The organism is Campylobacter concisus, assembly GCA_002092835.1.
GTDB lineage: Bacteria > Campylobacterota > Campylobacteria > Campylobacterales > Campylobacteraceae > Campylobacter_A > Campylobacter_A concisus_K.
Window position 1 is genome coordinate 274,820 of sequence record LVWL01000019.1, and the last position, 25,447, is coordinate 300,266.

The following is a 25,447-nucleotide window of genomic DNA, read 5'->3' on the forward strand; positions in this document are numbered from 1 at the left end:
AAAAATTTATTTTTGCAAAGTTGCATTTTGCTCACTTAAGGCTTCTTCTTTTTCGTCTTCTTGCCTTATCTCATCGTACCTTGCTTTGGCGTTTTCATAAACACCAGCCGGCAGGCTTATGTTTAAATCGTCCCTTAAGCTCATCACATCATCACAAGCATTTTGGTAGCCAAGGTCGCAACTTTTCATATAATAACTCACGCTAAGCTCGATATTTGAGTGTTTTTTTAGATCACTATCCATTTGCTCATTTATCTCTTCATTTACAAACATATCGCCCAAAGCCTCGCACGAAAGCACATCTTTTTGCTCACAGCCATCATAGAAAATTTCATACGCAGCTACGTAATCTCCGGTATTTAGCGCCTCAATACCTCTGTCATAATCATCAATATCAAAGCTAAATGCTAAATTTAAAGCTAGGATTAAAAAAACTATTTTTTTCATATAAAGCTCGGTGCATCGTTTGAAAATAGTATAAGATCGCCAGCACGCGTATCTTGAGCTAGAATTTCTTGCATTTTATTTTTATCCTTTAAGATGATGATCTTTGGCTTTACGATGTGCTTTAGTAAAACTTCAGCATTTAGCGAGCTTGTGATGATGACAAGATCAAAAATTTCATTTATCACCTTGGCTAAATTTGCATTTTGTTCCGCATCGCTCTCGACGATGCCTGGTGTTAGCAGCACTTTTCTACCAGCGTAAGTGCTTACAAGCTCGTAGCTTGCGCTCATGCCTGAGAAATTTCCATTAAAACTATCGTCAATTATCAACTTACCGCCAGCCTCGATCTTGCTTAGGCGGTGCTCTACGTTTTTCATCTTAGATAGCGCTCTATCTACCGCTTCATCGCTCATTTTTAGGTATCTTGCCACCTTGATGCAAACGGCTAAATTTGTAGCGTTAAATTTGCCAAGAAGAGGCGAGGCGTAGCTCTTGCCATCAAGTGTAAATGAAATTCCATCTAAATTTGCGTTTATATCTTTTAGGCTCTCATTGTAAATTTCTAAATTTTGGCTTGGCTCTTTCTTTGTCGAGCTATGTAAAAAAGCCCTTTGCAAGCGAGCGCTTTGAAGTGCCTCTAGCTTTGTCGCGCGGATATTATCAAGCGTTTTAAAGTACTCAATGTGTTGCGCGCCGATCTCGCCAACGATGACGATTTGCGGATTTAGAAATTTAGTGATCTCTAGGATGTCGCCCTTTAGCCTAGCGCCTGCCTCTACGATGTAAATTTGCGTTTGCTCGCTTAAATTTTCATTGATATCTTTAATGATACCAGCCATTGTATTTACGCTGCGAGGTGTTTTGTAGCAGACAAAGCTGTCTTTTAAAATTTCAAATAAGAAATTTTTGATGCTCGTTTTACCGTAGCTTGCGGTGATTAAAATGATCTTTAGCTCTTTATTTGCACCCAGTTTTTTAAGTGCCTTGTTTTTAAATCCTTGAAATTTTATCTTTTCTAAAATTTCACTAAAAATAGGCTCACAACCAAGACAAAAAGTGGCATAGGAGCCAAAAATGCCTTGTGGATGATGAAATTTAAAGCGTAGTTTAAGATGATAGCGCAAGCAAGGATCACAAAAAAGTGCTTGATCCTGGCGGTAAAGACTAGCTTTTTATCAAGTTTTTTATGCCAAAGATAAAGAGCTGGTAAAAGCGCAAAGTAAAAATAGATAAAAAACCACTTGCCAGTCGTGTAAAAAAGCACCAACGGCACAATAAAGAAAAAGACGTGCCAAGCGGGCTTTGTGAAGTGAAAGAGCACGCGCTCAGGCCTATATGAAAACCACTGAAAGCAAGTAATCACATAAAAAGCGAGTGCAAAGATAAATAAAACTGTGCTTATGCTTAAAAATATACTCATCTTATCTCCTCGATCCCGCTCTCATCATCATCTAGCACGACATTTTTAGCTTCATCTAGCTCAAATTTTAGCCCTTTTTCTATCTCTTCACTTATAAATTTAGCGTGAAGTAAAAAGAAAAAATGATCACCGCTAAGCGGAAAAAATGAACTATTTTTAATGAGCTTATGTATGCTCTCTCCGCTTGTTATAGGCGTTGCTTTGTCATTTTCTCCCCAAAATATAAAAGCCTTGCCACTAAAGCTGGCAAAATGCTTCGTAAAATCCTCATCAACTACGTTTTTTAGGGTCTCATACATCACTCTGCTCATACCGCTCACATCTTTTGTGGCAAAGAGTTTATAAAATTTTCCAAATCCAAAAAACTTAAAAATTTTAAAAATAGCGATCTTTGCGCGCACGATAAATGGCTTTTTAACAACTATGCCAGCTGAGCTTAAAAGCACAAGATATGGCGGCTTTAGAAGCGTTGCGACCTTGCCACCAAAGCTATGACCTACGATGATATCTGGCTTTATGCTAAGCTCACCACAGAAATTTTCAACAATTTTTGCATAATCGCTTGTTTTTAAAGGATCAGTAATTGAGCTTTTACCAAAGCCTGGCATGTCGATATAGACATGGCAAAACTCGTTTAGATAGTGCCCAAAAGCCTTTTTCATTATCTCTTTGTTTGCGCCCCAGCCGTGCAAGAAAAGCACTATTTTTTTGCATTTTGGATTTACTACTTCGTAGCTGATCTCATACTCGTCTGAGCCGTACTTTACCGCCCTACTCGCCATCGTTCTCTCTTTTTTTTGCAGTATAAATGCTCTCAAGCACGCTCACTGCTTCGCAAAGGCGCTCATACTCTTCCATATTTAAAAGCACTGCTTCAAATTTATTATTTTTTACAATAACCGCTCTTTTTAATTCATTAGCTCCCACACGAGAGAGCACTGAACTAAAATTTCTAACCACTTCAGTTGCTGTATAAATTTCATCTTTTGTAAAAGTTACCATTGTCACTCTTTGTGTAAAATTTTACGTAAAATATCACAAAGTACTTTATAATCTACTAAATGGCCTAAATTTTTCCGCGACCTTTTACTGAAGTGATCGAGTTTATAAAGCTATAATCGATCTTTATATTACGCTCTCTTGGAAGTGAGTTTGCAAGAGCATTTAAAGTGCTCTCAAAATCCTCAAATAGATAGTTTGCAAGGCTTCCTGGATTTGGATTTATCTCATTTAGATAGACCTCATCATCTATCACGAAAAAGTCGCATCTAATGATCGCTCCGTCAAATCCACAATCATAAATTTTTGAAAAGTTAAATTTAAGCTTTTGCTTTAGCTCTTCAGAAATTTCAGCCTCTTTTACCTTGTTCTCATTTGAAAAGCTAAGATACTTTTGCTCGTAGTCAAGAAATTCTTTCTTTTTTGGCTCTTCGATGATAGAAAATTTTATCTTTCCATCTATCTTACAGCCTGCAAGGTTGTACTCTTTTACTCCCTTTATAAAAGGCTCGACAAGCACATCCTTATCAAACTCAAATGCCACGTCTTTTGCATAAGCTAGCTCGCTGGCGTCATGCACTATATTTACGCCGATGCTACTTCCAAGTCTTGCTGGCTTTAAGATAATAGGATAGTGAAATTTTGGCTCACTTTGACGAGTTAGCATCTCATAGTCAAGCGCCTTTACATCAGCTTTTTGCGCTAGAAATTTAGTAAGCTCTTTATTGTAGCTAAGCGCACTTACTTCAAGCCTTGGACCTATATATTTTATGCCGTAAAAGTCAAAAAGCGCTGCTATCTTGCCATCTTCGCCGTCCATGCCATGGATCAAATTTATAATGACGTCGCACTCTACTTTTTTATCGCCAAAGAGAGAGTGTATGAAAAATCCACCTTTAGACAAAATGAGCTTTTTTGAATTTTTGTATTTGCCTGAGCTAAAGAAATTTGCTCTCATATCTTTTTGCTCAATAAGATAAAAATCTCTATTTGCATCACAAAATATAAATTTTAGCTCTTGTTTTAGGACATTTTTTAAAACTATCGCACTAACTATGCTTATCTCATGTTCATAGCTCTTTGCTCCAAATATTACACCTAAATTCATCTTTTTAATCCTTATCCTAATTTCTTTAATGCTTCTTTTATAAGATCACTCGTATTTTCACTCTTGCACTCAGGCAAAATTTTTACTATCTTCTCACGTTTAAAGCCAAGCGCCTCAAGTGCCAAAAGCGCTTCGTTTTGGTAGCTTGGCACGCTCTCATCACTTATAAGTTTTGCATCACTTAGCTCAGCTATGATGCGTCTAGCAGTCTTTGGTCCGATACCTGGCACACTTTTAAAGGTATCTGCATCGCCACTTATTATGGCGTTTGTAAATGCCTGTGAGCTAAGGCTTGAGCAAACTGCCATTGCCGTACTTGCTCCTATTCCATTCAGCTTTATTAGCATTTCAAACATTTTTTGCTCGTTTGAGTCTAAAAAGCCGTAGAGTAGATTTGCGTCCTCTCTTATGATCTGCGTTATAGCAAGTTCAACTTTTTCACCTTTACTAAGTTTGGCCGAGCAAAAAAGCGATATGAAAATTCCATAACTTACGCCGCTATTTGTCTTAAGTATCACAAATGCAGGGTCTTTTTTGCTGACGATACCTTCGATTGCTTTTATCATCATTTAACCTTTTATTCTTAGAAATTTGTATCTGTGTAGTCTTCTAATTTATTTGACTTTTTGATCTTATACTCAGCCTCATCGCCATCGCCGATCTTCTCCAAAGTAATAGCATGTGCGGTTTCATTTTGCTTTGAGATATAAGTGACATTTTGTGGAGGATCAACGATAACAAATCTAATCTCATTTAGTTCAACCCAGTTGCCTCTGTTTATCACTTTTGCAGAAAATATTCCATTTTGCATGATCTCAAGCTCATCTTTTAAAGTAGCTAGCAACTCTTTTTTATCCTTAAAAATTTTTAGCAAAGTGTTGTATTCATTGACTAGACCTTGATACTCTTTTAGCTTTTTCATAAAGGTAACTGGTGGTATCACTTTAGCTTTTGAGAGCTCTTCTACCTTTGCTTTTATGGTATAAATCGAGTCTTTATTTTCATTTATGACATTTTTCTTTGTTTCAATATTTTTTAGAAGTGAGGCAAGCTCTGCTTTTGTATTTTCGATCTTATTTAATTGCTCTTGCGTAGCCTCAGCACTTTCAGGCATTTTGCTAGTATCGATTATAAATTTATTATCAGTGCCTCTTAGATATCTTACGTCTATTAAATGTGAAGCTGTGATAGTGCAGTTTGAGCCAAGCGTGTTTATTTGGATATTTTGAGCAGTTATAGAGCCACCAACGACGCTATTTATCTTAACTCTTTTTGCTACGACATTTCCGCCTTCTAGCCTATCTATCTCAACATTTTCAGCTTCAACCTTACCGATATGGATAGAAATTTTTGCATTCTTTGCATAAATTTTAGCCTTTTGGTGTGTTTGACCGCCGATTATTACTTCATTTGCTTTAACCATCGCATTTGCACCGACGTTTCCTTTAACCTCGATCTCGTCAGCCTCCACGATGATACCAGTGCCGATGGCGTCTTTTATAGTATCAGTTTCCCTAACCACCAAAGTCACATTTGTGTCAGTACCTGCTTGAATAGAGCCAGTTATTTTAAAATTTGCTTCATTTATCTCTATACGCTCTTCAATATCAAATGAGCCATTTTTCTCAACTACATATCCTGATTTTTTAGCGATATATATTATGCTATCGTCATTTTCTACTCTCTCTATATTTTCGCTTATACTTATCTCTTTGCCAGTATCTTCTTTTGGCTTTTCTACTGCTAATAATTTACCTCTCGCATCACGGCCATTTTGCCCTTCGTGAGACTTTTTTTCTTCCATTATCACTTCATCTTGTGCCACGCCAAAAACAAAACCTCTATCAGCGTAATCAACCTTATCTTCCTCTTTTATCGCATCAAGTTTATCTTTGTAGTAGTAAAGTATCTTTGCATCGGTAGCTTTTTTTGGATTTATACCTTGTGTTATGTTTAGTATGTAGTCTTTATCAAGTTCACCCTTTACATGCACAACTGAGGCGATTTGTTTTAACTCATCTTTTAGTTTGCCAATCCTTATACCTATTAAAATTTGAGCTTTCATAAGCTGTTTGGCGATATATTCAAAAAGCTTATCTTCGTAATGCTGTTCGTATTCACAATCTTTTGTGGCTTTTACCTTTGCGACTACTTTTGTAACCGTTGAATTTACACCGATTTCTATCTTTGGAAGCTTTGGTACAGCATTTAGCCTAACATCAAAAAATTCCACGTCATAGACCTGCTCGATCTCTAGTGTCTCGTCAAGGTAAAAAGTATTATCATCAAAAAAGTCTAAATTTTCTTCAGGGACAAAAACTGGCTCTTCATTATCTTTATTTTTATAATAAGTCAAAATGTCTAAAATTTTAAAATCTATAAATTCTACCGGTACGCTGTGTTGCTTGCTTAATTCTTTAAGCGATATATAAGGTGTTGAAGTTTGAATTTGCGTTGGCGGTAAAAATCTCTCGTTTTCTTGCACGTTCTCGCTCAAAATTGATCCATTTCACATAAAATTTAGCTCTTATTATCGCTAAAATTTTATTAAATTTGGGTTATGTAAGCTTTAAAGCATCTTTTGTTACTATTGCGTTTTCAAATTTAATTTAGGCGAGCGATGTTTATAAAAGGTTTTTTCTCAAACTCAGTTGGCATCATGACTTCAAGGATTTTAGGGCTTATACGAGATCTTTTAACGGCTTCTATCCTTGGTGCTGGCATATTTAGCGACCTCTTTTTTATAGCATTTAAGATACCAAATTTATTTCGCCGCATCTTTGGCGAGGGTGCCTTTACGCAGGCATTTTTGCCAAATTTTACAAATAGCAAGAAAAAAGCGATCTTTCAGGCTGAAATTTTCATCAAATTTCTGCTTTTTATAGGCGTTTTGACGCTTCTTGTAAATTTATTTACGCCCTACTTTATAAAGATCATCGCAAGCGGCTTAAGCGAGCAAAATATCACAGACGCAGTGCCGCTTGTGCGTATAAATTTCTACTATCTAGCCCTTGTTTATATCGTCACTTTCATGGGTGCGCTTCTTCAGTATAAAGGGCATTTTGCCACGACTGCGTTTTCTACTGCACTGCTAAATTTAGCCATGATCGCATCGCTACTTTTAGCTCGTGGCAAGAGCGAGAGCGTAGTTGCGCTTTATCTTAGCTTTGGCGTTGTTTCAGGCGGCATTTTACAGGTTTTAATACATCTAATCGCCATGAAATTTAACGCCTTAAGTAAAATTTTTTGGGGTGGTCTAAGCGGATATTTTAAAGGCAAAAGAGCGCAGAGCAAAGGCTTTTTTATAAATTTCTACCATGGCTTACTTGGCTCAAGTGCTATGCAAATAAGCGCATTTATGGATACTTGGCTGGCTAGCTTCTTGGTAAGTGGCTCGATAAGTTACCTCTTTTATGCAAATAGAATTTTTCAGCTCCCACTCGCCATCTTTGCGATCGCGCTCTCTCAGGCACTCTTTCCAAAGATAACCAGACTTTTAAAGCAAAAAGACGAGGCTAACGCCCTAGTTTGGACGAAAAAGAGCTTTTACCTGCTTCTTTGCGCCCTGCTAGCAGCCACGATCACAGGCGTCGTGCTAAGTGAGTTTATCATCTGGCTCTTGTTTGAGAGAGGAAATTTCGTAAGAGCAAACACCATTGAATGCGCTAAGGTGCTAAGTGCCTATTTGGTGGGGCTTACGCCATTTGGACTGGCTAAAATTTTCTCACTTTGGCTTTACGCAAATATGAAGCAAAAAGAGGCTGCCAAAATTTCTATCATCTGCCTTGTGATAAATTTGATCCTAGCTGTCATTTTGATGCAAAAATTTGGAGCAGCTGGCCTTGCATTTGCAAGCTCGCTTGGGGGATTTTTGCAGCTTATTTTATATATAAGAGCCTTTGGAGCTAAGCGATTTTTAGCTATAATCGAGCCTAAATTTATAGCCGCTATTGCACTTTTGGCGGTTTTGCTCTATTTTGGTTTAACATTTTTAAAGGATATATTTAATGCGAATTTTTGATACTTCTAAAAGAGAAAAGGTTGAGTTTAGCCCTATTAAAGATGGTGAAGTTAGCATCTATCTGTGCGGTCCAACGGTCTATGATGACGCGCATTTGGGACATGCAAAGTCAGCCGTTAGCTTTGATCTTTTAAGAAGGGTCTTAAAAGCGCTTGGCTACAAGGTCAAATTTGTAAGAAACTACACCGACATCGACGATAAAATTTTAAATAAAATGGCGCAAACTGGCCAAAGCCTAGAGGAGATCACAAACAAATATATAGCGCACTATGAGAGCGACATGGGTGCTTTAAACGTGCTTGATCCAGACTTTAAACCAAAGGCTACGCAGTGCTTGGAGGCGATCATCAGCTACATCAAGGTGCTTATGGATAGAGGTGTGGCGTATAAGACGAGCGATGGAATTTACTTTGACACAAGCAAGGATAGTGGCTATTTTAGCATTAGCGGTAAGGATAACAACACCGATCTAATCGCGCGTGTGGCAAGTTTTGGCGAGAAAAGAGACGAGAAAGACTTTGTGCTTTGGAAATTTGACGAAAAATGGTACGAGAGCCCATTTGGCAAGGGTCGCCCTGGCTGGCACACCGAGTGTGTAGCGATGATAAGGGAGTTTTTAAGCGATAAAGAAAATGATAAATTTGAGATCGACATCCACGCTGGTGGCATCGACCTACTCTTTCCGCACCACGAAAACGAAGCAAGCCAGTGCAGATGTGCCTATCATAAAAATTTAAGCAAATACTGGATGCACAATGGCTTTATAAAAGTAAATAACGAAAAGATGAGCAAAAGCCTAAATAACAGCTTTTTCGTAAAGGATGCCCTAAAAAATGTTCATGGTGAAGTGCTTAGATTTTATCTGCTTACAAGCCATTACAGGGCTCATTTTAATTATTCAGATGAAGACTTGGTGGCTTCAAAAAAGAGACTTGATAAAATTTACCGCCTTAAAAAAAGGGTTGATGGCGTGCAAGCAGGTGTAATAAATGAGAGCTTTAAAAATGAGCTACTTGAAGCACTAAGTGATGATCTAAACGCTTCAAAAGCACTTGCAAGTGTTGATGAGTTTGTAAAAACAGCAAACGAAAGGCTTGATAATAGCCCAAAGGATAAAGCTTTCAAGGCTGAAGTAGTGGCAAATTTAGAGCTTATAAGTGAAATTTTAGGCATTGCTAGCACAAATTATGTTGAGTATTTTCAGTTTGGCGTAAGTGATGAGCAAAAAGAGCAGATAAAAAGGCTTCTTGATGAGCGCGCGGCAGCCAAAAAAGAGAGAAATTTTGCAAGGGCTGACGAGATAAGAGACGAGCTAGAAAAGATGAATATCTCTATCATGGATACACCAAATGGCGCAGTTTGGGAGAGAAATAATGAATAATTTTGGCTTAAAAGATGTGCTAAAGCGCTTTGGTCCATATTTTAAAGACTACATTCCACACTTTATCCTAGCCTTCATCGGCATGGGGCTTGCAAGTGGTGGAACAGCGGTCAGCGCGTACCTGGTGGAGCCAGTACTTAATAAAATTTTCGTTGAAAAAAACGAAACATTGCTTTATTTGTTACCATGTGCGATCATTGCTATTTATCTGTTAAAAAATGTTGGAACTTTTATACAGGCCTATTTTACCGCGTATATTGGTCAAGATACGATTAGAAGATTTCGTGAAAAGATGGTCGAAAATTTACTAAATTTGGACATGAAATTTTTTAATGATTTTAGAACAGGCGAGCTAATAAGCAGAACCACGAACGACATAGAGCGCATAAGATCTATAGTTTCAAGCATCATACCTGAGCTTATTAGAGAGCTTGTAACTATCATAGGTCTGCTTTGTGTAGTTATATATCAAAGCCCTAAATTAGCATTTTTTGCACTTGTTGTTATGCCATTAGCGATTTATCCGATCTCGCGCCTTGCTAAAAAGATGAAAAAAATCTCAAAAAAATCACAAGAAAAGACATCTGATATCACCTCAGCCTTGAGCGAAATTTTTACAAATATCGAGATCATCAAGGCAAATAATGCCCAAAAATACGAGCATTCACGTTTCGTTGAAGAAAATAACAAATTTTTCAAGTTAAACCTTAAAACCGTAAAAATCGAGCAACTAGTAAGCCCGCTAATGGAAACAATTGGCTCAATTGGCGTAGCTGCAGTCATCATAATAGGCGGCAAAGACGTCATTGATGGAAATATAAACATGGGTGCTTTCTTTTCATTTTTAACTGCGCTTTTCATGCTCTACACCCCTCTAAAACGTATCGTAAATATATACAATAAAATGCAAGATGCGATCGCGCAAGTGAAAGAACCTTTTTCTTGATGGATAAAGTAAGCCAGATAAAAGATGGTAAAAAAGAGCTAAGTGAAGAGATAAAACTTATCAAATTTAACAACGTATGTCTAAACTACGGTGAAAAAGAAGTTTTAAGAGGGATAAATTTAGAGGCTCGCGAGTCAGAATTTATAGCCCTTGTTGGCTCAAGTGGCGGCGGAAAAACCTCACTCATGAATTTGCTAATGAGATTTTACGACGTAAATAGCGGCGAAATTTTAATAAATGATACAAATTTAAAAGATATCAAGATCCACTCACTTCGCCAAAACATAGGCCTTGTAACACAGCGTGTCTATATCTTTAATGATACGATTGCTAAAAACGTAGCTTACGGTAGGGAATTTAACGAAGAAGCCGTAGTGAATGCTCTAAAAATGGCAAATGCTTACGAGTTTGTGAGTAAGCTTGATGATGGCATCCATACCATTTTAAATGAATTTGGCACCAACCTATCAGGCGGTCAAAGACAGCGCATCGCTATCGCTAGAGCGCTTTATCAAAACCCACAAATTCTTATCTTTGACGAGGCTACCTCAGCACTTGATAATGAGAGTGAAAAAGAGATCACAAAAGCTATAAACAACCTCAGAACCAAAAAGATTATCTTTGTCATCGCTCACCGTCTAAGTACGGTTGAAAGTGCTGATAAGATCGCGGTTTTAAGCAATGGAAGGATAGTTGACACTGGAAGCGATGAAGAACTTAGCAAGAGAAATGAAATTTATGCAAAACTTAAAGGCAAAGCCTTAGTTTAAGGCGATTTTTGCTAAGATTTGCACAAATTTTTAGGCATTTTAAAGAGGTTAAAATGAGCTTAAACTACGATACTTTAAAATCTATATTTTTTAAATTTGATCCTGAAACTATCCACAAGATCGCTGAAGTCGCGATGGTTGGGGTAAATAAAATCTTCCCTGGCTCGCTAAGCTTTTTAGCGCACAAATGCGTGGTCGATGACAATGCGCTAAAACAAAATTTATTTTCAAGCACTTATCACAACCCAGTTGGCATAGCTGGTGGCTTTGATAAAAACGCCACGATGTTTGAGACACTAACAGCCCTTGGTTTTGGGCATTTAGAATTTGGCACATTTACTCCAAAGCCTCAACCTGGCAACGACAAACCAAGACTTTTTAGACTCATAGACGAAGAGAGCATCCAAAACGCGATGGGCTTTAACAACGATGGTTGCGAGGCTATTAAAAATAGAGTCAAAAAACTTTATCCTTATACTTTGCCGATCTGGGCAAATATCGGCAAAAACAAGATTACACCAAACGAAGACGCAATAAAAGACTATGAAATTTTAGTAAGAGAATTTAGCGAAATTTGCGACGCTTTTGTTATAAACGTCTCATCGCCAAACACGCCAAATTTAAGAGCACTTCAAGATGAGAGCTTCATAAAAGAGCTTTTTAGTGTCATTTTACCACTTACCAAAAGACCAATCATCTTTAAAATCGCTCCAGATATGAGCCACGAAGATGCAATCAGGCTTTGCACCTGCGCGGTAGAAAATGGCGCTAGCGGCATACTTGTCTCAAATACAAGCGTTGATTACTCACTCTCTCGCTCATCAAATTTAAAAGACTTTGGTGGATTAAGCGGTAAAGTGATCGCTCAAAAGTCAAAAGAGATTTTTAAAGCCGTTGCAGACGAGCTTTATGGCAAGACGACGCTTATAGCATGCGGTGGCATAGATAGCGGAGCGGACGCCTATGAGCGTATAAAAATGGGAGCAAATTTAATACAAATTTTTACAAGTTTTATCTTCAAAGGTCCGATGATCACAAGAGATATAAATTTAGAAATTTTAGAGCTTTTAAAGAGAGATGGCTTTGCTTCTATCAGCGAGGCAGTCGGTATAGATGTTAAAAAATAAAAGGCAAAAGATTGATAAAATTTAATAAAACAAAATTAGAAAATGGACTTGAAATTTATTACGTGCCAGTAAATCCTGGCTTAAAAGTGATAAGCGTCGATGTTTTTTACAAAGTTGGCTCTAGAAACGAAGTGATGGGCAAAAGCGGCATAGCTCACATGCTAGAGCATCTAAATTTCAAATCAACCAAAAATTTACGCGCTGGGGAGTTTGATGAGATCGTAAAGGGCTTTGGCGGCGTAAATAACGCAAGTACAGGCTTTGACTACACCCACTACTTTATAAAAGCTTCAAATGAAAATTTAGATAAAACGCTTAGCCTTTTTGCTGAGCTTATGAAAAATTTAAGTCTAAAAGATAAAGAATTTCAGCCAGAGCGAGATGTGGTACATGAAGAGCGTAGGTGGCGAACAGATAACAACCCTATGGGATACCTCTACTTTAGACTCTACAATCACGCATTTATCTACCATCCATACCACTGGACTCCGATAGGTTTTATAAAAGATATAGAAAACTGGAATATCTCCGACATAAAAGAATTTCACGCTACTTTTTATCAACCAAAAAATGCCATTTTGATGATAAGTGGCGACATCGGCAAGGATGAGGCATTTAAGCTAGCTAAGAAAAACTTTAGCGGCGTAAAAAACAAAAGAGCTATCCCAAAACTACACTGCAAAGAGCCTGAGCAAGACGGCGCAAGAAGGGCTATCATCTACAAAGATAGCCAAACACAAATGCTAGCGATCGCTTACAAAATCCCAAATTTTAAACACGCCGATCAAGTAGGTCTAAATGCGATCAGTGAATATCTAGCTACTGGCAAAAGCTCGGTTTTACAGCAAAAATTAGTCGATGAGCTCATGCTTGTAAATCAAATTTACGCTTACAATATGAGCTGTGTTGATGAAAATTTATTTATATTTTTAGCAGTTTGCAACCCAGATGTCGAGGCAACTGCGGTTGAGGCTGAAATTTTAAAGATTATAGAGGATATTAAAAGCAACCCTATCGACAAAAACGATGTTTTGCGAGTTAAAAATTTAATCAAAAGCGACTTTATCTATTCGTTTGAAAGTGCAAGCAAAGTAGCAAATTTATACGGCTCGTACCTTGCCAGAGGCGATATAAAGCCACTTTATGAACTTGAAAAAAATATCGATAAAATTGATGCAAAACTTTTAAAAGAGATAGCAAATAGATATTTTAATGAAAAAACCAGCACAACAATAATTTTAAAAAAGGAATAAACGTGGAAAATTCGCTTCAAGGTGCGATGACCGCACTCATTACGCCATTTAAAAATCAAAAAGTAGATGAAGTCAGTTTTGAAAAGCTAATAAAAAGACAGATAAAACACGGCATAGATGTCGTTGTGCCAGTTGGAACTACTGGTGAGAGTGCAACACTAACGCATGATGAGCATAGAATTTGTATCGAAATAGCCGTAGATGCATGTAAAGGTACAGACGTTAAAGTGCTCGCTGGTGCTGGCAGCAACGCCACTCACGAGGCTATTGGTATAGCTAAATTTGCCCAAGCTCATGGTGCTGATGGTATTCTTTCAGTTGCACCTTATTACAACAAACCAACGCAAGAAGGGCTTTATGAGCATTACAAAGCCATTGCAAATAGCATTGAAATTCCTGTGCTTCTTTATAATGTTCCAGGTAGAGTTGGCGTGGATATCTTGCCAACGACCGTTTTTAGACTTTTTAAAGAGTGTAAAAATATCTATGGTATCAAAGAGGCTACAGGCAGTATCGATAGATGCGTCGATCTACTGGCTCACGAGCCAAATTTAGTAGTCATCAGCGGCGAAGATGCGATCAATTACCCTATCCTCTCAAACGGCGGCAAGGGCGTCATCTCAGTCACTGCAAACCTATTACCAGATCAAATTTCTCAGCTAACGCACCTTGCAATGAACGAAGAGTACAAAAAAGCAAAACTAATAAATGACAATCTATACACGATAAATAAAACACTCTTTTGCGAAAGCAACCCGATACCGATCAAAGCAGCGATGTATCTAGCCGGACTCATCGACTCTTTAGAGTATCGCTTGCCACTTTGCAAACCAAGTAAAGAAAATTTTAAAAAAATCGAAGAAGTAATAAAAAATTATGAAATAAAGGGATTTTAATGAAGGACACACTAAACGAATTTAAAGGTAAAACACTAGTTATCAGTGGCGGCACTAGAGGTATCGGTAGAGCTATAGTTGAAGAATTTGCAAAAGCTGGCGTCAACATAGCATTTACCTATAACTCAAACGAAGAACTTGCAAATGAGCAAGCAAGAGAGCTTGAGGCTACTTACAAGATAAAAGCCAGAGCCTATGCGCTAAATATCCTTGAGCCAGAAACTTATAAAGAGCTATTTTTAAAGATAGATGAGGACTTTGATAGGATTGATTTTTTTATATCAAATGCAATTATTTCAGGTCGTGCAGTAGCTGGTGGATACACTAAATTTATGAAGCTAAAACCAAGAGGCATAAATAATATCTTTACAGCAACCGTAAATGCCTTTGTTGTAGGCACTCAAGAGGCTGCAAAACGTATGGAAAAAGTGGGTGGTGGTAGCATCATCAGCCTATCATCGACTGGAAATTTAGTATATATCGAAAACTACGCAGGTCACGGCACAGCAAAAGCAGCCGTTGAAGCCATGGCAAGATACGCTGCGACCGAGCTTGGCGAGAAAAATATCCGTGTAAACGTCGTAAGTGGCGGCCCTATCGAGACAGACGCACTAAGAGCCTTTACAAACTACGAAGAGGTGCGCGATATGACGGCAAAGCTTAGCCCTCTAAACCGCATGGGACAGCCGACTGATCTAGCAGGAGCATGTCTATTTTTATGCTCGTCTAAGGCCAGCTGGGTGACTGGACATACATTTGTGATAGACGGCGGCACGACATTTAAATGAGAAATTTGAAATTTACAGGCATAAAGGCATATTTGTGAGCTTAAATTTACCAAATTCACTGGCATTTTTTAGGATACTGCTAGCTCCGCTTATGTTTTTTATGCTCGTAAATGCGCCAGAAATTTTTGCGCAAATTCATATAAGCTGGATAAATTATTTCGCGGCTCTCATCTTTGTGATCGCCTCGGTGACTGACTTTTTTGACGGATATATCGCTAGAAGTTGGGATCAAAAGACCAAACTTGGCGCTATCCTCGACCCGCTAGCTGATAAGATGCTGATCTTAGCTGCATTTTTAGGCCTTATGATGCTAGGTAGAGCGAGCGCTTGGGCTGTTTATCTTATCTTGGTAAGAGAGTTTTTTATAACTGGCTTTCGTGTCGTGATGGCAAGTGACGGCGTCGAGGTCGCGGCCTCGATGGCTGGTAAAGTGAAAACCGTCTCGCAGATGTTTGCGGTTGGATTTTTACTGATGAGCTGGCCTGGTGGCGAGCTTTTGCTCTGGATCGCTGTTGCGCTCACGCTTTATTCTGGGTTTGAGTACATTTTTGCCTACGTAAAAGCGATGAAAAAGAGTTAAATTTGAGCTGTGACCTGCAAGAGATAATTCTAAAACACACTACAAATTTAGAGCCAGCTCTGCAAAAACGAGCCAAAAAACTAAATCAAAAGATCATCAACACAAATTTTTATCACGATGCTAAAAATTTAGAAAAGATTGGCGGTGTGATCAGTCCTGAGCTAGATGAATTTTTATTAAGCTGCGCTTTAGAATACGACAAAACCCATGCAGATAAATTTGATACGTTTGATAACGACGTAGAGACTTTGCGTGGCATTTGGAGTGCGATGAGCTTTTCAAAAAGCCCTGAAATTTTAGACTATCTAAACATGCAAGCTACTCGCTCGATATCGCACCGCTCGTTTGCACATAGATATATCTTTGAAATTTTACGCTTGCAAGAGAAGGCTGGCCATTCGCATCCGCTACTTGCCAAGCTTTATGACTATTATGATAGCTTGCAAGCAAAGCTGCCCATATATGAGCTCTTTCATCGTATCGGTGCGACTCCTAATGATCCTTATGATTTTGATATCTCGCTAAATGCTGTAAATTTTGGCTACTGGTTTAGCAATCAAGGCTTAAGCGATGAGGAGTTAGCCGGTAAATTTCACTTAGAAATTCGCCTTTTTGCCCCTTTTATAAATGACCGCACATTTGAGATAGAGCTTAGAGACGACGCTGTGCCAAGGGCTAGAATAAATTTTAATGATGACGGCATGAGCTTTTTGCAAGAGCTGCCAAATGACGCTTTGCCCTATCCTGATATATTAAATTTAAAACCATTTATCGATCAAGTAAAGTCACGTTTTGATCTAAAATTTGACCTAGACGATAAAGACAAAACTTATTTTAGTGTCAGCAAAGGACTAAATAGAGCCAAAGTGCTCTCTTGGCTAAGAGAAATTTTCGCCTAGATGGCAAGGCAAATTTGAGAGTAAATTTATAAACTTTGGCTAAAATCTCATCAATTTTTTCAAAAAGGTAAGTTTTGAAAGGCATTCTCTTCACGCTAGCCCTACTTTGCCTTGGGCTTTATGCGTATTCGTTTTATTTTTTAGTGACTGTTTTAGCCATAAGTTTTCTCATATCTTTTCACGAGCTTGGCCACTTTTTGGCAGCAAGAACGCTTGGCGTAAAGATAAACACCTTTAGCATCGGCTTTGGCGAGAAAATTTACACCAAAAGCGTTGGCGGCACCGACTACTGCCTAAGCGCGATCCCACTTGGTGGATACGTGCAGCTAAAAGGTCAAGACGACACCGACCCAAAGGCCAAAAACTACGACCGTGATAGCTACAACGTGCTAAGCCCACTAAAGCGAATTTATATCCTTTTTGCAGGACCATTTTTTAACTTTATCTTGGCCTTTTTTATCTACATTTTGCTTGGATTTATCGGTGTTGAGAGACTTGCGCCAAGCGTTGGACACATAGCTGACGGCTCGGCGGCTGCCAGCGCTGGACTTATGAAAAACGATAAAATTTTAGCCATAAACGGCGTAAAGATAAACGAGTGGGATGAGATCAGTAAAAATGTGAAATTAGAGCCAAGCACCATTTTGATAGATCGCAACGGCTCGCAAATGACTATAAATTTAACACCAAAGATAGGCGAGACGATAAATCTATTTAATGAAAAGGTGCAGCGTCCGCTTATTGGAATTTCTCCAAATGGCGAAGTGGTAAAAATTTATCATAGAGGCTTTGGTAGTCTAAAATTTGCTTACAATGAAACTCTAGAGGCATCAAAACTAATCTTTAAAAGCTTTACCAAGCTAGTAAGCGGAGCTGTGCCACTAAAAGAGGTCGGTGGCATTGTACAGATCGCTGATGTCACTTCAAAAGCCGCAAAAATAAGTCTTGGCGTACTTTTGACAATCGTCGCTTTAATCTCAGTAAATTTAGGTGTCCTAAATTTATTCCCAATCCCTGCACTTGATGGTGGGCACATACTTTTTAACCTATATGAGCTAATTTTTAGACGCGAGGTAAATGAGCGAGTGCTCACGACGCTTACCTACTGCGGCTGGGCATTACTGCTTGGTATAATGATGCTTGCAACCTTTAATGATATTATGAGATTAAGTGGAGGTTTATGATGATAGTTTTAAAAGAGCTGCTTGAAAAGATAGAAAATTTAAGCAAAGATGTGACGCTCATCGCCGTTAGCAAAAATGTGACATGCACTGAAGTAAGAGAGCTTTACGCGCAAGGGCAAAGAAATTTTGGCGAAAATAGAGTCCAAGAGCTAGCCAAAAAAGAGCTAGAACTGCAAAATTTTGCTGATATAAAATGGCATATGATCGGCCGATTGCAAAATAACAAAATAAATCAAATGGTAAGTCTAAAGCCCGCACTTTGGCAAAGCTGCGATAGCTTTGAAAGGGCCATAGAGGTCGATAAAAGACTCGACTACAAGCTCGATATCTTGCTTCAAATAAACTCGGCTGATGAAGATACAAAGCAAGGTGTAAGCGTAGCAAATGCGGCAGAAATTTATGAGCGTATCCAAAGCGAGTGCAAAAATATCAATCTAAAAGGTGTGATGAGTATCGGAGCACATATGGATGAGCCAAAAGAGATTCAAAAGAGCTTTGAGCTAACTTATAAAATTTATGAGAGCCTAAAGCCAAAAGGTGCAACTATCTGCTCGATGGGTATGAGTAGTGACTTCGAGCTAGCGATAAAATGTGGCTCAAATATGATTCGCCTTGGGACAATGCTTTATCTATAAATTTATCGCTTTTTGCACGCCCCTACCACTAACGAAATAGATTACTGCTGGAGCTATGTAAATTTCTAGCCAAAGAGACTTGAGAAAAAATTAAAATTTAATATTTAGCGTCAGCCAAAACTAGAGTAAAAAGTACTTTTACACCAGCTTTTTCTAGAGTATTTCTAGCCTCAAGTATCGTTGTGCCAGTGGTTACGATATCATCTACTAAAATAACTGGCGCAGTGACCTTTTTTAGGATTTTAAAATTTCTTGGGTTATTTTGTCTAAATTGCAAATCCTTGCCACTATAGCTGATCTTACTGGTTGCATGCAGTGCATGAAATATGGGCTTTAGATTTTTAGCCCTTAGTGCATTTGCCAAAATAGCCGTGTGCGAGTAGCCAAAATGAACTCTATCATCTATTGGCAAAGCATAGACTTGCTCTGGAAAGCTAAAGCTTTTAGCAAATTTATTAAATGCAAATTTGGCTAAGTTTTTATATATAAAATATCCGTGCATTTGGTGCTTGGAGTGGATGAGTTCTTTTATTTCAGAGTAGCCGTAAAAGCTATAAATTTTAAAGCCCTCTAGTTCTCTTACTGTCGGGCTTGGCTCGCTTAAAATTTGTGAGCAAATTTTACAAAATGTATTTAGCGTAAAGCTCTTGCAAAACGCACAAAACATTAGCTATTTAAAATAGCAATTGCTGTGCGTTTGATGGCATCATTTATGATCTCAGTTAAAAATGGCTTAAATGCTCCGCCTGTACGAATCAACTCAAATTTGGTTTGATTATTTGAAATGTTTTTAACGATGCTTTGATCGCCTTTTTGGATCTTAAGTGTAATCTTAATATTACCTTTTGTATTATCAGTGCCGTATCCGCTCATATTTGCTTCAAACTCGTTGATAAAAATTTCAACCACGACGCCACCCATTCCATTTACATTTGCACCGCGCGCCATAAGCTCTTTTTTGAGCGAATCACTAAAATAAGTAGCAAGATCGTTTTGAAGCACGACATATTCTTTTACTGTGCCTTTGCTATCAGTGATCGTAGCAATGGTACTTTTGTTTTTTCGGTTATCATGTACTGCGCTTATATAGGCCTCAAAGCCGCTATTTTGTTGGCTTACTGCAACCTTATATGGATCAAATGCGACAACACTTTGACTTGGTGCACAACCAGTTAAAAATAAAACAAAAAGTCCAAAAATAGCTAAAAATTTAAATTTATTCATCGTTTTTCCTTTTAAAGTTTAGTGATCTCATCGGCTACTTTTATCGCGGCTTGTTTAACTAAAAGTGCGATAAAAAAGTCAAACTGACCAGACTCTGAAGCCTCTAGCTTCTCCACATGGTGTCTAGTCGAGATAGGTAATGTTTTTTTGAAATTTATATTTGAAAGAATAAGAAGCCCATTTAGATGTCCGTTTAAAATTTCTGCACTTCCTGAGTAGCTTCCCCTAAGCTCGTCAAATCTAAAATCAAGCCTGTACGTATAAGGTGATGTTTGAGTATCGACAACAACGATTCCACGAGAATTTAACTCACGCTGTAAAAACATATAAAAAAGCACTTCAAGGCGTGGATTTGAGTTAAAAACTGCAGTATTTCCTTCAACACCTGTGTAATATATCGATCTAGCACTACTTCTAGCATCGACGATCCTGTGGAAATAAACCTTTTTTAATCCAACATTAGTATCGATCATATTTTTTTCCAAGCAGCAGTTTATTGCTACATCACTTTTATATTTGACACCATTTATAAAAAGACCATCACCCCTGCCTTTACAAGCACTACAATCAGCCGGTATCCTCATAACCTCTTCAAAGTACATCTTATCTTCACTATTTATGCTCGCACTTTGCACACCGTCTATTCCCTCGCACGATAGACAAAGGCTAGCTTTAGCCACACAACCAGTTAAAAAGATAGCTGCAAAAACTGCAAATAATGTCGTTCTTAGCATTTTACTTCCTTTTGCTCTTTTTGTTTTTTGCGGAGATTTTTTACACTCTCACCTGCGATGCCGTAGTTATTCATATCGATCTCATCGATAATGACAACGGTATTTTGAGCGCTTCTACCTAAAATTTCGCTTATTAGCTTTGTAACTCCGCTTATCATCTTCTCTTTTTGCTCCACGCTTGGGCTATCACCCTCTTTTGTCACGCAAATTTTCACAAATGGCATAGTGCTCCTTTTTGTAAATTTAGTACTTAAAATTTAATCAAAAACAAAAACCAAATACGGCCGTATCGCCAGCTCACAATAAGGCGAGATATTTTGTGATGATTTTGAAAGCTGTGACGTGAAATTTTGGTGCAGATAGAACATGCAGTTCATCAAGCAAAAATTTCACTAACTCTTTCAAAAGGGCACAAAAGATAAGCCGCTAGTCTATTTTTAAGACCGAAAGGAATGCCTCTTGCGGCAAATTTACCTTGCCAATGGCCTTCATCCTCTTCTTACCCTCTTTTTGCTTTTCTAGCAACTTCCTCTTACGAGTGATGTCGCCGCCGTAGCACTTGGCTGTGACGTTTTTACCCATTGATTTTACGGTTTCTCGGGCGATTATTTTGTTGCCGATGCTCGCTTGTATCGCCACTTCAAAAAGCTGACGCGGAACGATCTCTTTCATCGCCTTTACGAAGTCCCTGCCCTTTGTCTGTGCCTTGCTCTCAGGCACGATGATAGAGAGTGCATCGACCGTTTCACCAGCCACTTTGACATCAAGCTTTACTAGATCGCCTACGCGGTAGTCGCTAGGCTCATAATCAAAGCTCGCGTAGCCTTTTGTGCTTGATTTTAGTTTGTCGTAAAAGTCCATAACGATCTCGTTCATCGGGATGTCATACTCTAGCAGCACGCGATCAGTCGTGATGTAATCCATCTTTGTTTGTATGCCACGACGGTTGTTTAAAAGTGTGATTATGTTGCCCAAAAACTCGCTTGGCGTGATGATAGTCGCTTTCACGTATGGCTCAAGGATTGAGTCTATTTTATTGACTGGTGGTAGCTGGCTTGGGTTTTGAATTTTTAAATTTAGCCCATCAGTTTGGATGACTTCATAAGTCACAGTCGGCGCTGTGGCGATGAGATCAAGATCAAACTCACGCTCCAGCCTCTCTTTGACGACCTCCATGTGAAGAAGACCCAAAAAACCAACCCTAAAGCCAAATCCAAGTGCGATCGAGGTCTCTGGCTCATAACTAATGGAGCTGTCATTTAGCTTTAGCTTATCCAGTGCGTCACGCAGATCTTCAAATTTATCAGTTTCTATTGGATAAAGTCCCGCAAAAACAAACGGCTTAGCCTCTCAAAGCCACCTACTGGCTCTTTTAGAGGATTTCTAGCCTGCGTTATCGTATCTCCAACTTGCACGTCGCTAACATTTTTAAGTCCTAAAACCACGATACCAACTTCGCCAGCGCTAAGCGTTTTGGTCTTGATCGGAGCTATAGGATTTGGATACATGAGGTCTAGCACGATGTGTTTTTTGCCCGTGCCCATGACCAAAATTTCATCATTTTTTGAAATTTCACCATCATAAACACGCACAAGAGCAAGCGCGCCAAGATAGTTGTCAAACCAGCTATCATAAATAAGTGCCTTTGTGGGCTTATTTGCATCACCATTTGGCGCAGGAATTCTTGTGATAATCGCTTCAAGCAGCTCTTTTATGCCGATGCCGCTTTTTGCGCTCACCTCAATCGCTCCTGAGCAGTCAAGTCCGATGATGTGCTCGATCTCGTCTTTTACCCTAGCAGGATCAGCCGCTGGCAGGTCGATCTTATTTATCACTGGGATGATCTCTAAGTTGTTTTCAAGTGCGATGTAGACGTTTGCGATGGTTTGTGCCTCTACGCCTTGACTAGCGTCCACTACTAGTAGTGCGCCCTCACAGCTGGCTAAAGATCGGCTCACCTCGTAGCTAAAGTCGACGTGACCTGGAGTGTCTATCAAATTTAGAACAAAATTTTCTCCATTTAGTGTGTAGTTTAGGCGGACAGATTGAGCTTTGATCGTGATACCACGCTCTTTTTCGATATCCATCGTATCCATGATCTGACTACTCATCTCACGGTCACTGACGGCGCCACACTCCTGAATAAGGCGGTCAGCAAGCGTACTTTTGCCGTGGTCGATATGAGCGATGATGCTAAAATTTCTGATGTTTTTCATATAAGCTTTACTTTTTACTAAATTTTGGGCTTTATTTTGCCTAAAGTTGATTTAAATGCCAATAAATATATTTTTATCATAAGCCCGCCAATAGAACTTGGCTCTATTCTCAAAAATCTTAATGACAATATCCAAAGTGCTCATGTCCTTCATCGTCATTTAGCTCACAGATGAGACCAGCTTTGTGCCCAAGGCTCTCGCTCTCAAACTGAAGCGTGACATGGCCGATGCCAACGTGATAAAGCTCATGCTCGATGTGCTTTATCATATTTGAAATTTCAGCCACGCTTAGCGCATCATCCACCACCACGTGGGCTATGAGCGCGTTTGTGCCAGCATTTATCGCCCAGATATGCAGGTCATGCACGATTTTAACGCCATCTACACCCTTTATAACGCCTAAAATTTCATCCGTATCAAGCTTAAGTGGCACGGCTTCGATCAGGATATTAAAGCTATCTTTTAGCAAGCTAACGCCACTTTTTATGATGAGTAGCGAGACAAAGATACTTGCGATGCTATCGGCCTGCGTGAAGTTAAATTTCATCACAAACAAAGCCGCGATAATCGCACCAACTGAGCCAAGCGTATCACCAAGCACGTGCAGATAAGCACCTTTCATATTTAAATTTTCTTTTGTATCAGCGCTTTTATGCATATAAATAGCCACGACTAAATTTATAATAAGCCCCAAAATACTAACTATAAGCATCGTCTCAACTTTGATCTCTGGCTCGTTAAAAAGCCTGATGATCGCTTCTACTATTACAAAAACAGCAAGTGTGATAAGAGCGATGGCGTTTATGAAAGCGGCGATGATCTCGACCCTTTTGTAGCCAAAGGTCTTTTGTAAATTTGCCCTTTTTTCTGCGATCTTAAAAGCAACCAGCGACAAAAAGAGAGCAGCAGCGTCTGAGAGCATGTGAAATGCATCGCTGATGAGCGCAAGCGAGTTTGAAACGAAGCCAAAGACAGCCTCGACTACCATAAATGTGAAAATTAGAAAAAAAGAATTTCTTAAAACAGTTTTATTGCTAGTGTGAATGTGCATACCGCCATGCTCGGCGTGGGAGTAATGAGAGTGGGTCTCTTGCATCTAAAATGACTACCTTTTACTGATAAATTTTAAGCATCCATAGCAAGCTCTGGCGCCACCTGACTAGAGGCTTGGCAAGCTAAAAACTGTATAAATATGCCCTGCATCTGCTTTAGCGCCGCTTAAAGATTAAATTTCTAAAAATGATAAAAATTTTGTTGTAACTCTTGACATTACAACTAAAAATTATTATACTTCGCTCATCAGTTGCAAATAAAAATATTACAACATAAGGACAAGGAGAACGAAATGAAAAATTATCAAGTTGCAAAGATCGCAAACGAGCCAAGAGTTGAGCTAAAAGAGGCTTTAAATTTAACTGGCTGTGAGGTATCTATAAACGAGCTTCCGGCAAATGTGAGCGTGCCATTTATCCATGCGCACAAGCAAAACGAGGAGCTTTACATCATCCTAGAGGGTGAGGGTGAGCTTTTTATTGATGGCGAAGTGATAGCAGTTGGAAAAGGAGACGCGGTGCGCATAGACCCAGAGGGCAAAAGGTGCTTTAGAGCTGGCAAAAACGGCATTAAAATGATCTGTATCCAGACAAAACACGGTAGCCTAGAGCAATACACTATGAGTGACGGCGTGATAGTTGATGACGTAAAGTCAAGCTGGCTGTAAAATTTAAAAACAAAATTTAAAGGAGAAATAATGAAAATAGCAATCATCGGAGCAAACGGCAAAAGCGGTGCAAATCTAGTAAATGAGGCACTAAAACAAGGTTACGACGTCACAGCGATCGTTAGAAACAAAGAGTATAAAAATGGGGGCGTTAAGGTTACTTAATAAAGATATCTTCGAGCTAACAAAGGCTGATCTAGCTGGCTTTGACGCGGTGATCAGCGTATTTGCAGCATGGAGCGAAGAAACTTTTCCACTTCACAAAAAAGTGGCCGCTCACCTTATAAATTGACTAGAAGGTACTAGTACTAGGCTCATTGTAGTTGGTGGTGCTGGTACGTTATTTGTTGATAGCAAGGGCACTATGCTAATGGATACGCCGGACTTCCCGGCAGCATATATGGGTGTGGCAAAGGCGACTGCGGAGTCTTATTTTGAGCTAAAAGATAGGAGCGATTTGCTTTGGACATACGTAAGCCCAGCAGGCGACTACGACACAAATGGTGCTCGTACTGGCAAATACGTGCTTGGCGGAGATAACCTCATCTTAAACTCAAAAAATGAGAGCTACATAAGCTATGCAGACCTTGCGCTTGCGATCATAGAAGAACTAAAAACAAAAAATTTATACAAAAACGCTTTACAGCAGTTGGCGAGCGAGCATAAAAATTATAGATTTGACATAGCTGGCACAAAAAGTCGGCTTGTCAAATCTAAACTGAAAATAAACTGCTTTTAGTAAAAATTTAAAGTATAATCAGAAAAAATTTCAAGGACGATCATGCAAGTAGGGATCAAATTTTCAACTGCGATCCATGTAATTTTAGCAGCTTGCTTTTTCAAAGATGAGAAAGTCACGAGCGAATTTATAGCGGGTAGTATAAACACAAATCCGGTCATAGTTAGGCGCCTGCTTGGCACTCTAAAGGCTGCAGGACTTGTGAATGTCGTAGCTGGAGTTGGTGGTGTGAGTCTTGCAAAAGAGCCAAAAGATATAACCCTCCTTCAAATTTTTAACGCGGTAAATGATAAAGAAAAACTTTTTAAGATCCACTCTGACTCACCTAAAGCCTGCCCACTTGGTGGCAAGATCGAAGGC

The 25,447-nt window shown here is 38.9% G+C and carries 23 protein-coding genes and 4 pseudogenes; 14 read left to right on the top strand and 13 right to left on the bottom strand.

Features of this window, described 5'->3' with window-relative positions; genetic code table 11:
* Positions 1 to 6 precede the first annotated feature (6 nt).
* The 7 genes and pseudogenes from A3835_05730 to A3835_05760 form a co-directional block, all read right to left on the bottom strand.
* A complete protein-coding gene (locus A3835_05730; protein ID ORI07967.1) occupies positions 7 to 447 on the bottom strand; it encodes a hypothetical protein in 441 nt (146 codons plus the stop codon).
* A pseudogene (locus A3835_05735) lies at positions 444 to 1,867 on the bottom strand (UDP-N-acetylmuramoylalanyl-D-glutamyl-2, 6-diaminopimelate--D-alanyl-D-alanine ligase). Before A3835_05735 ends, A3835_05730 begins: the two are co-directional and overlap by 4 nt.
* Positions 1,864 to 2,649, bottom strand: a complete 786-nt coding sequence (locus tag A3835_05740) for a 2-hydroxy-6-oxohepta-2,4-dienoate hydrolase (GenBank protein ID ORI07968.1) — start codon at positions 2,647 to 2,649, stop codon at positions 1,864 to 1,866. Before A3835_05740 ends, A3835_05735 begins: the two are co-directional and overlap by 4 nt.
* Entirely contained in the window at positions 2,639 to 2,869 is a 231-nt protein-coding gene (locus A3835_05745; GenBank protein ORI07969.1) for a prevent-host-death protein, read from the bottom strand. The genes A3835_05740 and A3835_05745 overlap by 11 nt, the downstream gene beginning before the upstream one ends.
* Before the next feature lie 64 nt (positions 2,870 to 2,933).
* Positions 2,934 to 3,974, bottom strand: coding sequence for a D-alanine--D-alanine ligase A (locus tag A3835_05750; protein ORI07970.1), 1,041 nt, complete (start codon positions 3,972 to 3,974; stop codon positions 2,934 to 2,936).
* A gap of 11 nt (positions 3,975 to 3,985) precedes the next feature.
* Complete coding sequence (ruvA, locus tag A3835_05755) at positions 3,986 to 4,540, bottom strand: Holliday junction ATP-dependent DNA helicase RuvA (GenBank protein ID ORI07971.1); 555 nt, start codon at positions 4,538 to 4,540, stop codon at positions 3,986 to 3,988.
* 17 nt (positions 4,541 to 4,557) lie between these two features.
* The gene (locus A3835_05760; protein ID ORI07972.1) at positions 4,558 to 6,471 is read right to left on the bottom strand and encodes a hypothetical protein; all 1,914 of its coding nucleotides are present in this window, start codon (positions 6,469 to 6,471) and stop codon (positions 4,558 to 4,560) included.
* A gap of 123 nt (positions 6,472 to 6,594) precedes the next feature.
* Here A3835_05760 and A3835_05765 point away from each other — a divergent pair, with 123 nt between their 5' ends.
* The 11 genes and pseudogenes from A3835_05765 (at position 6,595) to A3835_05815 (ending at position 18,454) form a co-directional block, all read left to right on the top strand.
* Positions 6,595 to 7,995, top strand: a complete 1,401-nt coding sequence (locus A3835_05765) for a lipid II flippase MurJ (GenBank protein ID ORI07973.1) — start codon at positions 6,595 to 6,597, stop codon at positions 7,993 to 7,995.
* The gene (locus A3835_05770; GenBank protein ID ORI07974.1) at positions 7,982 to 9,376 is read left to right on the top strand and encodes a cysteine--tRNA ligase; all 1,395 of its coding nucleotides are present in this window, start codon (positions 7,982 to 7,984) and stop codon (positions 9,374 to 9,376) included. The genes A3835_05765 and A3835_05770 overlap by 14 nt, the downstream gene beginning before the upstream one ends.
* Positions 9,369 to 11,092, top strand: a pseudogene (locus A3835_05775) (ABC transporter permease). Before A3835_05770 ends, A3835_05775 begins: the two are co-directional and overlap by 8 nt.
* Positions 11,093 to 11,145: 53 nt before the next feature.
* Positions 11,146 to 12,219 (top strand): dihydroorotate dehydrogenase, encoded by a 1,074-nt coding sequence (locus A3835_05780; GenBank protein ID ORI07997.1) that lies wholly within the window; start codon positions 11,146 to 11,148, stop codon positions 12,217 to 12,219.
* 11 nt (positions 12,220 to 12,230) lie between these two features.
* On the top strand, positions 12,231 to 13,472 hold the full coding sequence (locus A3835_05785; GenBank protein ID ORI07975.1) for a protease: 1,242 nt from the start codon (positions 12,231 to 12,233) through the stop codon (positions 13,470 to 13,472).
* Between the two features lie 26 nt (positions 13,473 to 13,498).
* Positions 13,499 to 14,368, top strand: a complete 870-nt coding sequence (locus A3835_05790) for a 4-hydroxy-tetrahydrodipicolinate synthase (protein ID ORI07998.1) — start codon at positions 13,499 to 13,501, stop codon at positions 14,366 to 14,368.
* The gene (locus tag A3835_05795) at positions 14,368 to 15,156 is read left to right on the top strand and encodes a 7-alpha-hydroxysteroid dehydrogenase (protein ID ORI07976.1); all 789 of its coding nucleotides are present in this window, start codon (positions 14,368 to 14,370) and stop codon (positions 15,154 to 15,156) included. The genes A3835_05790 and A3835_05795 overlap by 1 nt, the downstream gene beginning before the upstream one ends.
* Before the next feature lie 34 nt (positions 15,157 to 15,190).
* A complete protein-coding gene (locus tag A3835_05800) occupies positions 15,191 to 15,736 on the top strand; it encodes a CDP-diacylglycerol--glycerol-3-phosphate 3-phosphatidyltransferase (protein ID ORI07977.1) in 546 nt (181 codons plus the stop codon).
* 2 nt (positions 15,737 to 15,738) lie between these two features.
* The gene (locus A3835_05805) at positions 15,739 to 16,635 is read left to right on the top strand and encodes a hypothetical protein (GenBank protein ORI07978.1); all 897 of its coding nucleotides are present in this window, start codon (positions 15,739 to 15,741) and stop codon (positions 16,633 to 16,635) included.
* Positions 16,636 to 16,709: 74 nt separating this feature from the next.
* The gene (locus A3835_05810; GenBank protein ID ORI07979.1) at positions 16,710 to 17,819 is read left to right on the top strand and encodes an RIP metalloprotease RseP; all 1,110 of its coding nucleotides are present in this window, start codon (positions 16,710 to 16,712) and stop codon (positions 17,817 to 17,819) included.
* Positions 17,820 to 17,821: 2 nt separating this feature from the next.
* Positions 17,822 to 18,454, top strand: coding sequence for a YggS family pyridoxal phosphate enzyme (locus tag A3835_05815; protein ID ORI07999.1), 633 nt, complete (start codon positions 17,822 to 17,824; stop codon positions 18,452 to 18,454).
* A 97-nt stretch (positions 18,455 to 18,551) separates the two neighbouring features.
* Here the strand turns inward: A3835_05815 and A3835_05820 are convergent, their stop codons facing one another.
* The 6 genes and pseudogenes from A3835_05820 to A3835_05845 form a co-directional block, all read right to left on the bottom strand.
* Positions 18,552 to 19,121 carry a phosphoribosyltransferase gene (locus A3835_05820; protein ID ORI07980.1) on the bottom strand — a complete coding sequence of 190 codons (570 nt, stop codon included), beginning with the start codon at positions 19,119 to 19,121 and terminating at the stop codon, positions 18,552 to 18,554.
* Positions 19,121 to 19,678 (bottom strand): hypothetical protein, encoded by a 558-nt coding sequence (locus tag A3835_05825; GenBank protein ID ORI07981.1) that lies wholly within the window; start codon positions 19,676 to 19,678, stop codon positions 19,121 to 19,123. The genes A3835_05820 and A3835_05825 overlap by 1 nt, the downstream gene beginning before the upstream one ends.
* Positions 19,679 to 19,689: 11 nt before the next feature.
* A complete protein-coding gene (locus tag A3835_05830) occupies positions 19,690 to 20,412 on the bottom strand; it encodes a hypothetical protein (protein ORI07982.1) in 723 nt (240 codons plus the stop codon).
* Positions 20,406 to 20,636, bottom strand: coding sequence for a tautomerase (locus tag A3835_05835; GenBank protein ORI07983.1), 231 nt, complete (start codon positions 20,634 to 20,636; stop codon positions 20,406 to 20,408). The genes A3835_05830 and A3835_05835 overlap by 7 nt, the downstream gene beginning before the upstream one ends.
* A 202-nt stretch (positions 20,637 to 20,838) precedes the next feature.
* A pseudogene (locus tag A3835_05840) lies at positions 20,839 to 22,628 on the bottom strand (elongation factor 4).
* 118 nt (positions 22,629 to 22,746) lie between these two features.
* Entirely contained in the window at positions 22,747 to 23,679 is a 933-nt protein-coding gene (locus tag A3835_05845; protein ID ORI08000.1) for a hypothetical protein, read from the bottom strand.
* A gap of 294 nt (positions 23,680 to 23,973) precedes the next feature.
* On the opposite strand from A3835_05845, the gene A3835_05850 reads away from it, so the two are divergent.
* From A3835_05850 to A3835_05860, 3 genes and pseudogenes are all read left to right on the top strand, one after another.
* Entirely contained in the window at positions 23,974 to 24,348 is a 375-nt protein-coding gene (locus A3835_05850; protein ID ORI07984.1) for a cupin, read from the top strand.
* A 27-nt stretch (positions 24,349 to 24,375) separates the two neighbouring features.
* Positions 24,376 to 25,014: pseudogene (locus A3835_05855) on the top strand (dihydrodipicolinate reductase).
* Positions 25,015 to 25,129: 115 nt separating this feature from the next.
* The coding region (locus tag A3835_05860) for a transcriptional regulator (GenBank protein ID ORI07985.1) at positions 25,130 to 25,447 on the top strand (318 nt) is incomplete at its 3' end.

What these genes read in the sequence shown, in the direction of transcription:
- A3835_05730 (ORI07967.1), bottom strand. Translation starts at nt 447, where the DNA reads ATGAAAAAAATAGTTTTTTTAATCCTAGCTTTAAATTTAGCATTTAGC.
- A3835_05740 (ORI07968.1), bottom strand. Translation starts at nt 2,649, where the DNA reads ATGGCGAGTAGGGCGGTAAAGTACGGCTCAGACGAGTATGAGATCAGC.
- A3835_05745 (ORI07969.1), bottom strand. Translation starts at nt 2,869, where the DNA reads ATGGTAACTTTTACAAAAGATGAAATTTATACAGCAACTGAAGTGGTT.
- A3835_05750 (ORI07970.1), bottom strand. Translation starts at nt 3,974, where the DNA reads ATGAATTTAGGTGTAATATTTGGAGCAAAGAGCTATGAACATGAGATA.
- ruvA (ORI07971.1), bottom strand. Translation starts at nt 4,540, where the DNA reads ATGATAAAAGCAATCGAAGGTATCGTCAGCAAAAAAGACCCTGCATTT.
- A3835_05765 (ORI07973.1), top strand. Translation starts at nt 6,595, where the DNA reads ATGTTTATAAAAGGTTTTTTCTCAAACTCAGTTGGCATCATGACTTCA.
- A3835_05770 (ORI07974.1), top strand. Translation starts at nt 7,982, where the DNA reads ATGCGAATTTTTGATACTTCTAAAAGAGAAAAGGTTGAGTTTAGCCCT.
- A3835_05780 (ORI07997.1), top strand. Translation starts at nt 11,146, where the DNA reads ATGAGCTTAAACTACGATACTTTAAAATCTATATTTTTTAAATTTGAT.
- A3835_05790 (ORI07998.1), top strand. Translation starts at nt 13,499, where the DNA reads ATGACCGCACTCATTACGCCATTTAAAAATCAAAAAGTAGATGAAGTC.
- A3835_05795 (ORI07976.1), top strand. Translation starts at nt 14,368, where the DNA reads ATGAAGGACACACTAAACGAATTTAAAGGTAAAACACTAGTTATCAGT.
- A3835_05820 (ORI07980.1), bottom strand. Translation starts at nt 19,121, where the DNA reads ATGTTTTGTGCGTTTTGCAAGAGCTTTACGCTAAATACATTTTGTAAA.
- A3835_05825 (ORI07981.1), bottom strand. Translation starts at nt 19,678, where the DNA reads ATGAATAAATTTAAATTTTTAGCTATTTTTGGACTTTTTGTTTTATTT.
- A3835_05830 (ORI07982.1), bottom strand. Translation starts at nt 20,412, where the DNA reads ATGCTAAGAACGACATTATTTGCAGTTTTTGCAGCTATCTTTTTAACT.
- A3835_05835 (ORI07983.1), bottom strand. Translation starts at nt 20,636, where the DNA reads ATGCCATTTGTGAAAATTTGCGTGACAAAAGAGGGTGATAGCCCAAGC.
- A3835_05845 (ORI08000.1), bottom strand. Translation starts at nt 23,679, where the DNA reads ATGCACATTCACACTAGCAATAAAACTGTTTTAAGAAATTCTTTTTTT.
- A3835_05850 (ORI07984.1), top strand. Translation starts at nt 23,974, where the DNA reads ATGAAAAATTATCAAGTTGCAAAGATCGCAAACGAGCCAAGAGTTGAG.